This window comes from Pseudomonas sp. ES4 (assembly GCF_050586665.1).
In the GTDB taxonomy this organism is placed as follows: Bacteria; Pseudomonadota; Gammaproteobacteria; order Pseudomonadales; family Pseudomonadaceae; genus Aquipseudomonas; species Aquipseudomonas frederiksbergensis.
In genome coordinates, this window is record NZ_JBOBDO010000005.1 from 132320 (window position 1) to 144638 (window position 12319).

Genomic DNA, 12319 nt, shown 5'->3' on the forward strand with positions numbered 1-12319 from the left:
TCTTTCGGCCACCTTCAGACTCCGTTAAGAAATGCCTCCGATACTCCTCCCACACTTACTTGGGGAGGCGTCTTTCAATGCCCGATTTCAACTGGAACATCCCTCTGCCCCTGCATTTGGGACAAGCCGAAACATCGCAGATGAGTTTGGCCAGAGCCCTGCCGGACGAACCCCTGCGTCCCGTCTTCGAAGCCTTTATCCAGCAACGTTTCCGTAAGGCCCACGGTGCCGACATCCGTCATTTCATGCCGGAGCTGTTTGGCATGAACAACGCGTCAGGTGAACTGTGTGCGGTGGCCGGCGTGCGGCTGGCAAATAGCGAACCACTGTTTCTGGAACGTTACCTGGACGAGCCGATCGACCCGCTGATCAGTGCCGCGGCCGATTGTGCAGTAGACCGCACGGGTATCGTCGAGGTGGGCAACCTGGCCGCCAACGACACCGGCAGTGCGCGAATGAGCATCCTCGCTATCACTTACCTGCTGGCCATGGGTGGCCTGGAATGGGTGGCGTTCACCGGCAACATCGGCCTGGTGAACAGCTTTCATCGTCTGGGTTTGAAACCCGTAACCCTGTGCGCCGCCGATCCTGCGCGGCTGGGCGACGACCGCCATAGCTGGGGCAGTTACTACGAGAGCAAGCCCTGGGTGCACGTTGGCAACATCCGCGCCGGCTTCATCCATTTGCGCAATATCGGGATGTTCAATCGCCTGGGGTTGCCATCGTCGATCGAGGAATCCAGCCATGTCGCCTGAAACCGAGCGTTTCAAACAGGCCCTGCGCAGCCATGCCGAACGCAAGACCAATGCCATCGCCCTGTGGGGCGATCACCTGAAACTGGACTACGCCACGCTGTACGCAGAAGTGACGTATCGCCAGCAGCGTCTGCGCGATGAAAGCGTCAAGGTGGTTGCACTGGCCCTGGACAATGGCGTCGAAGCCATGCTCTGGGACCTGGCCGTGCTGTTTGAAGGCCTGACCTGCCTGACCTTGCCACCTTTTTTCAGCCCGGCTCAACGCAAACATTGCCTGAAGCAAAGCCAGGCCGCCCTGGTGATTGCCGAGCCAGCACTGGAAGCGGAACTGCAAATGGCAGGTTACGAAAAAACCGGTGAATTCTGGCGGTGCACCTTCAGCGGCCCGAACCGGATGCCCGAAGGCACGGCAAAACTGACCTTCACCTCGGGCACCACCGGCACACCCAAAGGCGTGTGCTTGAGCGCCGAAAGCATTCTGCGGGTTGCCCGCGAACTGGATCAGGCCAGCAAACCCACCCACCCACAGCATCACCTCGCACTTCTGCCGCTGGCGATCCTGCTGGAAAATCTGGGTTGCTACGCGGCGCTGTATGCCGGCGCGACGCTAAGCTTGCCCAGCCAGAAAACCCTGGGCATTCAGGGTGCCAGCGGTGTGGAGGTGCCGCGACTGCTCGGATGCCTGGCCACCCGTGTCCCCGAGAGTCTGATCCTGGTGCCGCAGTTGCTGTTGATGCTGGTCAGCGCCGCCGAGCAAAAAGCCTTCAGCCCCCACGCGTTGCGTTTTGCCGCCGTGGGTGGCGGTCGGGTTAGCGAAGAATTGCTGCTCCGAGCGCACCGGATCGGCCTACCGGTTTACGAAGGCTACGGACTGTCCGAGTGCGCGTCGGTGGTGTGCCTCAATCGACCAGAAGCGCGCCGCCCCGGCAGTGTCGGCCGGCCCCTGCCCCACGTGGACATTCGCCTGGCCGACGACGGCGAAGTGCTGATCAAGGGGGCGACCTTGCTCGGTTACCTCGGCGAGGCGCCGCACACCGATGAATGGTGGCCCAGCGGCGATCTTGGCGAGTTCGACCCCGAAGGCTTTCTCTACCTCAAAGGGCGCAAGAAGCATCAATTCGTTACCAGTTACGGCCGCAATGTGAACCCGGAATGGGTCGAGGCTGAATTGACCCAGCGTCGTCATATCGCCCAGGCCTTTGTCTACGGCGAAGCGATGCCAAGCAACCACGCGCTGCTCTGGCCCCATCGCCCGGATTGCACCGACGAAGAACTGGCCGCCGCCGTGGCCGAGGCCAATGAGGCCTTGCCCGATTACGCCCAGGTCCATCACTGGACCCGGCTGGATCAACCGTTCACACCCGCCAACGGTCTGCTGACCGCCAATGGCCGTCCGCGCCGGGACGCCATCGTCGAGCGTTACCGCGAGCAACTGACTGAAGCTGTCTTTTCAGAGGAATCTGCGACATGAGTTTTTTCGACACGCTGCAAGAAGCCACGCAACACGAACGCCATGAACTGTTCAATCTGCCGATCATCCGCGACGCCCTCGAGGGCAAGGTCAGCCTGGAAAGTTACCGGGCCTTCCTGGCGCAAGCCTATTACCACGTGCGCCACACCGTACCGCTGATGATGGCGTGCGGTGCCCGTTTGCCGTCGCGCCTGGAATGGCTGCGTAAAGCGGTGGGCGAGTACATCGAGGACGAATACGGTCACGAACAATGGATCCTCGACGACATCGAAGCCTGCGGCGGCGACAAGGACGCGGTGCGCGACGGTCGTCCGTCCTTGCCGATCGAATTGATGGTCAGCTTCCTCTACGACCTGATTGCCCGGGACAACCCGGTCGGTCTGTTCGGCATGGTCAATGTGCTTGAAGGCACCAGCATCGCCCTGGCCACCCATGCCGCCGACAGCATCCGCGAACGCCTGGACCTGCCGCAAAGCGCTTTCAGTTACCTCAGCTCCCATGGTTCGCTGGATATCGAGCACATGCAGACCTATCGGCGACTGATGAACACCCTCGATGATCCGGCCGACCAGGCCGCCGTGATTCATGCCTCCAAAGTGGTGTACACGCTTTACACCGACATGTTCCGCGGTTTGCCACACGCTGGAGAGAACCTGCATGCACCTGTCTGAGACTCGCGTGGTGTTGACCGGCGCCAGCGGCGGCATCGGGTTGGCAATCACTACTGCCTTGTGTGCCAGTGGCGCCCGGGTATTGGCGGTGGCTCGGCATCGGGAACCGTTGGCGCCGTTACTCGAACGCTATCCGCAGCAGCTGTGCTGGATCGGCGCCGACCTGACGTTCCTCAATGACCGCCGCAAAGTGCTGGCCGCCGCCGAAGCCATCGGCGGTATCAACCTGCTGATCAATGCCGCCGGGGTCAATCACTTCGCCATGCTTGAACAGCTCGATGACAGCGACATCAACGCCATGCTGGCGGTGAACATCAGCGCGCCAATCTGCCTGACCAAGCTATTACTGCCGCTGCTCAAGCAAGCTGAAAGCGCGATGGTGGTGAACGTCGGTTCGACCTACGGCTCCATCGGCTACCCCGGTTACGCCAGCTATTGCGCCACCAAGTTTGCCCTGCGGGGGTTCTCCGAAGCCCTGCGTCGGGAACTGGCCGACACCCGCGTTGGCGTCTTGTACGTCGCGCCACGTGCCACCCGCACCAGCATGAACAGCCCGGCTGCGCAGGCCTTGAATGACGCACTCAAATCCAGTGTCGACAACCCGCAAACAGTCGCCTCGGCGGTGATGCACGCCATTGCCGGTGACCACCGCGACTTGTACCTGGGCTGGCCGGAACGCTTTTTCGTACGCCTGAACAGCCTGTTGCCAAACCTGGTGGATCGCGGCCTGCGCAAGCAGTTGCCACTGATCCGTCGCCTGAGTCAGAAACCTGATAACGAGAACCTCAAACCATGAAAAAACTCTTTGCCTGCTTGCTGATGGGCGCCTTGAGCCACAGCGCCTGGGCGCTGGACGCCGCCGATCAACAACGTCTCAATGGCATCCAGCAAAGCTGGGCGCACATTCAATACGAACTGCCGGCCGAGCAGCGCACCGCCGCGTTCGAAAAACTCGCCGGCCAGGCCTCGGCGTTCACTCGCGAACGCCAATCAGTAGCCGAAGCCTGGATCTGGTCCGGTATCGTCAGCAGCAGTTGGGCCGGCGCCCAGGGCGGGCTCGGTGCGCTGAGCAAGGTCAAGGATGCAAAAGTCGACCTGGAGAAAGCCCTGGCCCTGGACCCAAAAGCCCTGCAAGGCTCGGCCTACACCAGCCTCGGCGCGCTGTACGACCGTGTACCAGGCTGGCCCATCGGTTTCGGCGACGCCGACAAGGCCGAACAGTTGCTCAAGCAGGCCTTGCAACTGAACCCGAACGGCATCGATAGTCTGTACTTCTGGGGCGATCACCTCTACCGTCAAAAACGCTACAGCGAAGCCCGGGGCGCACTGCAAAAAGCCCTGCTGGCAGACCCAAGGCCCGGCCGGGAAACCGCCGACGCGGGGCGGCGCAAAGAGATCGAAGCGTTGCTGGCGGACGTGAACAAGAAAATCGACTGACAGGAATCTGTGTGCGCTTATTACTGATTGAGGATGACACGGCCCTGGGCGAAGGCATCCAGCAGGCCCTGGGCCGCGAAGGTTATACCGTCGACTGGTTGCAGGACGGCAGCAGCGCGTTGCATTCGCTGCTCAGCGAATCCTTCGACCTGGCAGTGCTCGACCTCGGCCTGCCGCGGATGGACGGGCTGGAAGTATTGCGTCGCCTGCGTGACAGCGGCTCCAACCTGCCGGTTCTGATCCTCACCGCGCGGGACGCCACCGAAGACCGTATCGCCGGGCTGGATGCCGGGGCCGACGATTACCTGATCAAGCCCTTTGATCTGTCCGAACTCAAGGCGCGTCTGCGGGCCTTGCTGCGGCGCAGTGCCGGCCGCGCGCAGATGCTGATCGAACACGCCGGCATCAGCCTCAACCCTGGCACCCAGCAAGTCAGCTATCAGGGCGAACCGGTGGCGCTGACACCCAAGGAATATCAGCTGCTTCACGAATTGCTCTCGCCACCGGGCCGGGTCATGACCCGCGATCATTTGATGCAGTTGCTTTACGGCTGGAACGAGGAAGCCGAAAGCAACACCCTGGAAGTGCACATCCACCACCTGCGCAAAAAGTTCTCCACCGACCTGATCCGTACCATTCGCGGTGTCGGTTACCTGGTGGAGGAGCGTCGATGACGTCCATTCGACGCCGCACCCTGACGCTGATCATCGGCCTGGTGCTCGCCGGTCTGGCGGTGATCAGTGTGTTCAACTGGAACGACAGCAACCACGAAATTGCCGAAGTCTATGACGCCCAGCTCGCACAGAACGCCCGGCTGCTGCAGGGTGTGATGCGCATGCCGCTGGCCAGCAAGGAACACGCCGAGCTGTATCAGGCGTTCAACAAAGCCCTGGGCGAAGCGGTGCCGAGCGTCGATGGCCATCCCTATGAAAGCAAGATTGCCTTTCAGGTCTGGAATCGTCAGGGCGAAGTGCTGGTGCACACCGCCAGCGCGCCCTCCTTCACCGCGCCCCCGTCGCAACCCGGTTTCAGCGATGTGGTGGATCTGAACCACCGCCATTGGCGCGCGTTCATGCTGGAAGACAAACAAACGGATTTACGGATCTGGGTGGGCGAACGCGACGATGTGCGTTCGGACCTGGTGGATAGGATCCTGCGCCATACCCTGTGGCCCAATGTGTTGGGCAGCCTGATTCTGGTGGCGTTGGTCTGGCTGGCCATTGGCTGGGGCCTCAAGCCCCTGGCCGATATGGCGGCGACGTTGCGGGCACGGCACAGCGGCTCTCTGGAACCGCTGCAACTGACCCCGCTGCCCAGCGAGCTCGAACCGATGCAAGCGGCGCTCAATCGCATGCTCACGCAAATTCAGGAAGTGCTCGGCCGCGAGCGGCGCTTTATCGCCGACGCCGCCCATGAAATGCGCACGCCCTTGGCGGTGCTGCGGGTGCATGCGCAAAACCTGTTGGAAGCCGGCACCGAACAAGAGCGCCGGGAATCCTTGGCGTTTCTGATTTCGGGCGTGGACCGAGCCAGCCGATTGGTCAACCAATTGCTGACCATGGCTCGCCTTGAACCCACAGCCGTAATGCCGGTGCTGCACTCGATCGACCTGACTCAAACGGTGCGCGACAGCCTGGCTCAGCTAACACCCTGGTTACTGAGCAAGAACCTTGAGCTGGCTTTCGACGTCACTGACCGGCCGCTGAACGTAATCGCTGACGCCGCCGCCATCGACATCGCCCTGAATAACCTGATCAGCAACGCGGCAAATTTTTCCCCCGCGCACGGCGTCATCACCGTGCGCCTCGATCAGGCTGACGGGTTCTATTCATTGAGTGTCGAAGATCAGGGGCCAGGCATCGACGAAGCTGAACGCGGCCGGTTGTTCGAACGTTTTTACAGTCGCGGTAACGTCCAGGGGGCGGGATTGGGGCTGACTATCGTCAACACCATTGCGACTCGGCTGGGCGGACAAATCACCCTGGTCAACCGGCCGGAGGGCGGGTTGCGGGCGACGCTGTCGATTCCGGACGGCCCGTGTTCCGCGATGCCCTAGGTGTTACGTGTGATCGGTGTAGCGAGGCTTACCCGCGAAGAACGAGTAGGCGGGTGTGTCAGGCCTGACGCCTTCGCGAGCAAGCTTCGCTTCTACAGCGGATTTGGGCCTAGTAATAAGTCTTGCTCGGCCTCACATAACCCCACCACGTAATCCCACAGCACCCGCAACCGCACGGACTTGTGCAGCTCACGCCGCGTGCTGATCCAGTAGCTGCGCTGAATACCCTCATCCGGCAGCAACGGCACCAGCCCAGGATCGGCGCTGGCCATGTAGCACGGCAGCACGGCGATCCCCAACCCGGAACGCGCGGCCTGTTGTTGGGCGATGACGCTGGTACTGTGAAACACCACCTGCGGATTGCGGCAGAAGCTGTTGAGGAACATCAGCTCCTGGCTGAACAACAAATCATCGACATAGCCGATCCAGGCGTGGCGACCGAGGTCTTCACGGCTGCGCAACGGTGGCGAGCGGTCCAGATACTCCTGGCTGGCGTACAGCGCCAACCGATAGTCAGTCAGCTTGCGCGTGACCAGCATGTCGGCGGCCGGGCGCTCCAGGTGGATGCTGATTTCGGCCTCGCGGTTGAGAATGCTGACAAAGCGCGGCACCGCCACCAGTTCCACTTCCAGCCCCGGATAACGTTCGAACAAGCCGTTCATGCGGCTGGCGAGGAACATGATGCCCAACCCTTCGGTCACGCCGACGCGGATCTTGCCTAACGGTGCACTCGACTGAGTGATTTCTTCCTGAGCCAGCAAGGCGACGTTTTCCATGGCTTCGGCGTGTTTGAGCAACGCTTCGCCCGCAGGGGTCAGCTCATAACCCTGGGCATGCTGGACAAACAACGCCGTGCCGAGGCTCTTTTCGATGGCCTCGATGTGCCGGGCCACGGTGGCGTGGGTGGTGTTCAAACGCCGGGCAGCGGTGAGCAAACGCCCGCTGCGCTGCAACTCGAGAAAAAACCGCAGGTCATTCCAGTCGAACATGAACCGTCCTTGAAGTAAGGCTGTTTAAAAACGCACAGCGGCTGCGCAAAAACTAACATTCTTTTGACGAAAGCTAACAACTAGGATGACCGACAACAAGAACAACAACATGAGGTCATGGATGCAGACTTCCCTGGATGAATTCGACTACATCGTGGTCGGTGCCGGCCCGGCCGGTTGTTTGCTGGCCAATCGGTTGTCGGCCGATCCGCAGAACCGCGTGCTGCTGCTCGAAGCCGGCGGCCGCGACAACTATGCGTGGATTCACATCCCCGTGGGTTACCTGTTCTGCATCGGCAACCCGCGCACCGACTGGTGCTTCAAGACCGAAGCGCAACCCGGCCTGCAAGGTCGCACCCTGAGTTACCCGCGTGGCAAGGTGCTCGGTGGTTGTTCCTCGATCAACGGCATGATCTACATGCGCGGCCAGGCTGGCGACTACGACGGCTGGGCGGCGCAGGGCAATCCCGGCTGGAGCTGGAACGACGTGCTGCCGTTGTTCAAAAAAAGCGAAAACCATTTTGCTGGCGACTCGGAGTTTCACGGCGCAGCCGGGGAATGGCGGATCGAACGTCAGCGGCTGTCGTGGCCGATTCTCGATGCCTTCCAAAGCGCCGCCGAGCAAACCGGCATCGCCAGCATCGATGACTTCAACCAGGGCGACAACGAAGGCTGCGGCTACTTCCAGGTCAATCAGAAGGCCGGTATTCGCTGGAACGCGGCCAAGGCGTTTCTCAAACCGATCCGCAACCGCCCCAATCTCACCGTGCTGACCAACGTCGAAGTGGATCGCGTGCTACTGGAAAACAGCCGTGCATCGGCGGTCAGCGCGCGTTGGCAGGGTCAGGCGAAAACCTTCAAGGCGCGCAAAGAAATCGTGCTGTGCGCCGGTGCCGTCGGCTCACCGAGCATCCTGCAACGTTCCGGGATTGGCCCTCGCTCGCTGCTGCAAAAACTGGGGATTGGCGTTGCCCATGAACTGCCCGGCGTGGGTGGCAACCTGCAAGATCACCTGCAATTGCGCCTGATCTACAAACTGGAAAACGCCCGTACTCTGAATCAAATTGCCGGCAGCCTGTGGGGCAAGATGGGCATGGGCCTGCGCTACCTGTATGACCGCAGCGGCCCGCTGTCCATGGCGCCGAGCCAACTCGGGGCCTTCGCCCGTTCGGGACCGGAGCAGACGTCGGCGAATCTCGAGTACCACGTTCAGCCGCTGTCTCTGGAGCGTTTCGGTGAGCCATTGCACGCCTTCCCCGCCTTCACGGCGTCGGTGTGCGATCTGCGCCCGCAAAGCCGTGGTCGCATCGAGATTCGCTCCACCGATCCGCAGGAAGCGCCACTGATTCAGCCCAATTACTTGAGCCATCCGCAGGACTTGCGGGTGGCAGCAGACGCGATTCGCCTGACCCGCCGCATCGTCGCCGCACCGGCCTTGCAAGCGTTCAAACCGGTCGAGTACTTGCCCGGCGACAGCTTGCAGAGCGATGAAGAATTGCATGAAGCCGCCGCCCGCATCGGCACCACGATTTTCCACCCGGTCGGCACCTGCCGCATGGGCAATGACGTGGACGCCGTGGTTGATGCGCAACTCAAAGTCCATGGCATCCCAGGCCTGCGCATCGCCGACGCCTCGATCATGCCGCGCATCACCTCGGGCAACACCTGTTCGCCTACGCTGATGATTGCCGAAAAGGCAGCACAAATGATCCTTAACACTTCGACTGTAAACCTATCCCCTGTGGGAGCGAGCCTGCTCGCGAAAGCGGTGGATCATTCAACATCGAGTTGACTGACACGACGCCATCGCGAGCAGGCTCACTCCCACAAGGATCGCACTAGATTCGCGGATGTTGGAATGACCCCTGCAAGGAATACGCAACACCAGTGGAACAAAAAAAACAATCACTGTGAGGGATACCGATATGTCAGAACATGTTCAGCCCCTGGAAGCCGTGCGTAGCGCGGGCACCAGCAAGGAAACCCAGAAAGTCATCTTCGCCTCGTCGCTCGGGACAGTCTTCGAGTGGTATGACTTTTTCCTCTATGGCGCCCTCGCGGCGGTGATCAGCAAACAGTTTTTTGCCGGGGTCAACGACACCACGGCGTTCATCTTTGCGCTGATGGCCTTCGCTGCCGGCTTCATCGTGCGGCCGTTCGGCGCCTTGGTGTTCGGCCGGTTGGGGGACATGATCGGGCGTAAATACACCTTCCTTGCGACCATCATTCTCATGGGCGTGGCGACCTTCTGCGTCGGGCTGTTGCCGACTTATTCGAGTATCGGCATTGCCGCGCCGATCATCCTCGTGGTGCTGCGCATGCTTCAGGGCCTGGCCCTGGGCGGTGAATACGGCGGCGCTGCGACCTATGTCGCGGAACACGCACCGATGGGTAAACGCGGTTTCCACACCAGCTGGATTCAGTCCACCGCAACCCTCGGCTTGCTGCTGTCGCTGCTGGTGGTGCTCGGTTGCCGCTACTTCACCGGTGACCAGTTCGAAGTCTGGGGCTGGCGGATTCCGTTCCTGTTCTCGATCATTTTGCTGGGCATCTCGACCTGGATTCGCATGAGCCTGCACGAGTCGCCGGCGTTCGTGAAAATGAAAGAGGAAGGCAAACTCTGCAAATCGCCGCTGCGCGATTCCTTCGGCAAATGGGAAAACCTGAAAGTCGTGCTGATCGCCCTGTTCAGCATCAACGCTGGACAAGCCGTGACCTTCTACGCAGCGCAGTTCTACGTGCTGTTCTTCCTCACCCAGTTCCTGAAAATGGACCCGGCGTTGGCCAACAGCCTGCTGATCGTCAGTGTGATCATCGGCGCACCGTTCTTCATTTTCTTCGGCTGGCTGTCGGACAAGGTCGGGCGCAAACCGGTGCTGATGATCGGCCTGCTGCTGGCCACCGCACTGTACTTCCCGATCTTCAAATCCATCGCCCACTACGCCAACCCGGCCATTGACCAGGCCAGCCGTCAGGCACCGATCACCGTACTGGCGGACCCGGCCACCTGCACCTTCCAGTTCGACCCGGTGGGCAAGGCGAAATTTGACAGCCCTTGCGACAAGGTCAAAACCTTCCTGGTGAAACAGGGCCTGCCCTATAACAGCGAAGCTCTACCGGCCGGCAGCGCCGTACAGGTGAGCGTCGGTGACGTGAAGCTCGAAGGCTACGATGAAGCGGCCCTGCGTGGCGCCGTGACGTTGGCCGGGTATCCGTCACAAGCCGATACGCAGCAGGTCAACAAGTCCATGATCGTGATGTTGATGGTGGTGCTGATCATCATTTCGGCCATGTGCTACGGCCCGCTGGCAGCGCTGATGGTCGAACTGTTCCCGACCCGCATCCGCTACACCTCGATGTCCCTGCCGTACCACATTGGTAATGGCTGGTTCGGCGGTTTCCTGCCAACGGTGTCGTTTGCCTTGGTGGTGTACACCGGGGATATCTTCTACGGGCTGTGGTACCCGGTGTTGATAACCGGGGTGAGCCTGGTCGTTGGGATGATCTGCTTGCGTGAGACCAAGAACGTGGATCTGGATACCAACTGACAGCAGTGCAAAAAAACGCCCCGCAATGCGGGGCGTTTTCGTTAATCTGGCTCTACGCTCGACGAAACCATCGCCCCGCCACTCACAGACCGAGGCACCATGATCATTTCATCCGCATCTGACTATCGCGAGGCAGCACGTCGCAAACTCCCGCGTTTTTTGTTTGATTACATTGATGGCGGCGCCTACGCAGAGCATACGCTGAGGGCCAATAGCGCTGATCTGACCGGCATCAGCCTGCGTCAGCGCATTCTGAAAAACGTCGAAACCCTGAGCCTTGAAACCACTCTCTTCGACCAACCGCTTTCGATGCCCATCATATTGGCCCCGGTCGGCCTGACGGGCATGTTCGCCCGTCGTGGCGAGGTGCAGGCGGTGAAAGCAGCGGAGAACAAAGGCATCCCGCTTTGCCTGTCAACGGTTTCGGTGTGCTCGATCGAGGAAGTCTCGGCACAAAGCCAACAGTCCATCTGGTTTCAGCTGTACGTGTTGAAGGACAGAGGTTTCATGAAAAATGCACTGGAACGGGCGAAGGCCGCCGGTGTGAAAAACCTGGTATTTACCGTGGACATGCCCACGCCCGGCGCCCGATACAGGGATGCACATTCGGGCATGTCAGGCCCTTTTGCATCATCGCGGCGAATGCTTCAGGCCATGACCAAACCCGACTGGGCATTCAACGTCGGCCTCATGGGGCGTCCACACGACCTGGGCAATATCTCGAAGTACCTTGGCAAGGCCGTCACGCTCGAAGACTACATGGGCTGGCTGGCCAACAACTTCGACCCTTCGATCAGCTGGAGTGATCTGGAGTGGATTCGTGAGTTCTGGAAAGGCCCGATGATCATCAAAGGCATTCTTGATCCTCAGGACGCCCGGGACGCGGTCAGCTTTGGCGCGGATGGCATTGTCGTGTCGAACCACGGTGGGCGACAACTGGACGGCGTGCTCTCCACCACCAAGGCATTGCCGCCCATCATGCAAGCCATCGGTAATGATTTGACGGTGCTGGTCGACTCGGGAATCCGCTCGGGACTTGATGTCGTACGGATGTTGGCGCTGGGCGCAAAAGGCGTATTGCTGGGGCGCTCCATGGCCTATGCACTGGCCGCCGATGGTCAACGCGGGGTGGAAAATATGCTGGATATCTTCGCCAAGGAAATGCGCGTCGCCATGACCTTGACCGGGGTGACCTCGATTAGCCAGATTGATGAATCCACGCTGGTGGATGCTGTTCGATGAGAGATCAAAAGCCAAAGCCTGGCGCGGTATCTGTAGGAGCGAGCCTGCTCGCGAAAAACGTCCGGACACCGCGTTCATTCAGACTGCACGCGTTATCGTTCACGTCCTTCGCGAGCAGGCTCGCTCCCACAGGGGGAATGCGTACGCTTT

11 protein-coding genes are annotated in these 12319 nt (G+C 60.6%); 10 read left to right on the forward strand and 1 reads right to left on the reverse strand.

Annotated features, from left to right (window positions below; translation table 11 throughout):
* Nucleotides 1-77: 77 nt before the first annotated feature.
* Genes ACQ4OB_RS07950 through ACQ4OB_RS07980 form a run of 7 tightly spaced genes read left to right on the forward strand, consistent with a single transcriptional unit; the run spans nt 78 to nt 6390 of the window.
* Complete coding sequence (locus tag ACQ4OB_RS07950; RefSeq protein WP_430955440.1) at nt 78-755, forward strand: thermostable hemolysin; 678 nt, start codon at nt 78-80, stop codon at nt 753-755.
* Nucleotides 745-2226: an AMP-binding protein gene (locus ACQ4OB_RS07955; protein ID WP_430955441.1), complete on the forward strand. Its 1482-nt coding sequence runs from the start codon at nt 745-747 to the stop codon at nt 2224-2226. Before ACQ4OB_RS07950 ends, ACQ4OB_RS07955 begins: the two co-directional genes overlap by 11 nt.
* On the forward strand, nt 2223-2897 hold the full coding sequence (locus tag ACQ4OB_RS07960; RefSeq protein ID WP_102616536.1) for a TenA family transcriptional regulator: 675 nt from the start codon (nt 2223-2225) through the stop codon (nt 2895-2897). The genes ACQ4OB_RS07955 and ACQ4OB_RS07960 overlap by 4 nt, the downstream gene beginning before the upstream one ends.
* Nucleotides 2884-3693 (forward strand): SDR family oxidoreductase, encoded by an 810-nt coding sequence (locus ACQ4OB_RS07965; RefSeq protein ID WP_074875968.1) that lies wholly within the window; start codon nt 2884-2886, stop codon nt 3691-3693. The genes ACQ4OB_RS07960 and ACQ4OB_RS07965 overlap by 14 nt, the downstream gene beginning before the upstream one ends.
* Nucleotides 3690-4334, forward strand: coding sequence for a tetratricopeptide repeat protein (locus ACQ4OB_RS07970; RefSeq protein ID WP_074875966.1), 645 nt, complete (start codon nt 3690-3692; stop codon nt 4332-4334). The genes ACQ4OB_RS07965 and ACQ4OB_RS07970 overlap by 4 nt, the downstream gene beginning before the upstream one ends.
* Before the next feature lie 11 nt (nt 4335-4345).
* Nucleotides 4346-5008 carry a response regulator gene (locus tag ACQ4OB_RS07975; RefSeq protein ID WP_074875964.1) on the forward strand — a complete coding sequence of 221 codons (663 nt, stop codon included), beginning with the start codon at nt 4346-4348 and terminating at the stop codon, nt 5006-5008.
* A complete protein-coding gene (locus ACQ4OB_RS07980) occupies nt 5005-6390 on the forward strand; it encodes an ATP-binding protein (RefSeq protein ID WP_430955442.1) in 1386 nt (461 codons plus the stop codon). The genes ACQ4OB_RS07975 and ACQ4OB_RS07980 overlap by 4 nt, the downstream gene beginning before the upstream one ends.
* Before the next feature lie 92 nt (nt 6391-6482).
* Here ACQ4OB_RS07980 and ACQ4OB_RS07985 read toward each other — a convergent pair whose 3' ends face one another.
* Nucleotides 6483-7379 carry a LysR family transcriptional regulator gene (locus tag ACQ4OB_RS07985; protein ID WP_102616533.1) on the reverse strand — a complete coding sequence of 299 codons (897 nt, stop codon included), beginning with the start codon at nt 7377-7379 and terminating at the stop codon, nt 6483-6485.
* 121 nt (nt 7380-7500) lie between these two features.
* Between ACQ4OB_RS07985 and ACQ4OB_RS07990 the strand changes: the two genes are divergently transcribed.
* The 3 genes from ACQ4OB_RS07990 (at nt 7501) to lldD (ending at nt 12169) form a co-directional block, all read left to right on the forward strand.
* Entirely contained in the window at nt 7501-9171 is a 1671-nt protein-coding gene (locus ACQ4OB_RS07990; RefSeq protein ID WP_430955443.1) for a GMC family oxidoreductase, read from the forward strand.
* 133 nt (nt 9172-9304) lie between these two features.
* A complete protein-coding gene (locus tag ACQ4OB_RS07995) occupies nt 9305-10927 on the forward strand; it encodes an MFS transporter (protein ID WP_074875956.1) in 1623 nt (540 codons plus the stop codon).
* 99 nt (nt 10928-11026) lie between these two features.
* On the forward strand, nt 11027-12169 hold the full coding sequence (lldD, locus tag ACQ4OB_RS08000) for an FMN-dependent L-lactate dehydrogenase LldD (protein ID WP_429533890.1): 1143 nt from the start codon (nt 11027-11029) through the stop codon (nt 12167-12169).
* Nucleotides 12170-12319: the final 150 nt, after the last annotated feature.

What these genes read in the sequence shown, in the direction of transcription:
- ACQ4OB_RS07980 (WP_430955442.1), top strand. Translation starts at nt 5,005, where the DNA reads ATGACGTCCATTCGACGCCGCACCCTGACGCTGATCATCGGCCTGGTG.
- ACQ4OB_RS07965 (WP_074875968.1), top strand. Translation starts at nt 2,884, where the DNA reads ATGCACCTGTCTGAGACTCGCGTGGTGTTGACCGGCGCCAGCGGCGGC.
- ACQ4OB_RS07970 (WP_074875966.1), top strand. Translation starts at nt 3,690, where the DNA reads ATGAAAAAACTCTTTGCCTGCTTGCTGATGGGCGCCTTGAGCCACAGC.
- lldD (WP_429533890.1), top strand. Translation starts at nt 11,027, where the DNA reads ATGATCATTTCATCCGCATCTGACTATCGCGAGGCAGCACGTCGCAAA.
- ACQ4OB_RS07950 (WP_430955440.1), top strand. Translation starts at nt 78, where the DNA reads ATGCCCGATTTCAACTGGAACATCCCTCTGCCCCTGCATTTGGGACAA.
- ACQ4OB_RS07995 (WP_074875956.1), top strand. Translation starts at nt 9,305, where the DNA reads ATGTCAGAACATGTTCAGCCCCTGGAAGCCGTGCGTAGCGCGGGCACC.
- ACQ4OB_RS07960 (WP_102616536.1), top strand. Translation starts at nt 2,223, where the DNA reads ATGAGTTTTTTCGACACGCTGCAAGAAGCCACGCAACACGAACGCCAT.
- ACQ4OB_RS07990 (WP_430955443.1), top strand. Translation starts at nt 7,501, where the DNA reads ATGCAGACTTCCCTGGATGAATTCGACTACATCGTGGTCGGTGCCGGC.
- ACQ4OB_RS07955 (WP_430955441.1), top strand. Translation starts at nt 745, where the DNA reads ATGTCGCCTGAAACCGAGCGTTTCAAACAGGCCCTGCGCAGCCATGCC.
- ACQ4OB_RS07985 (WP_102616533.1), bottom strand. Translation starts at nt 7,379, where the DNA reads ATGTTCGACTGGAATGACCTGCGGTTTTTTCTCGAGTTGCAGCGCAGC.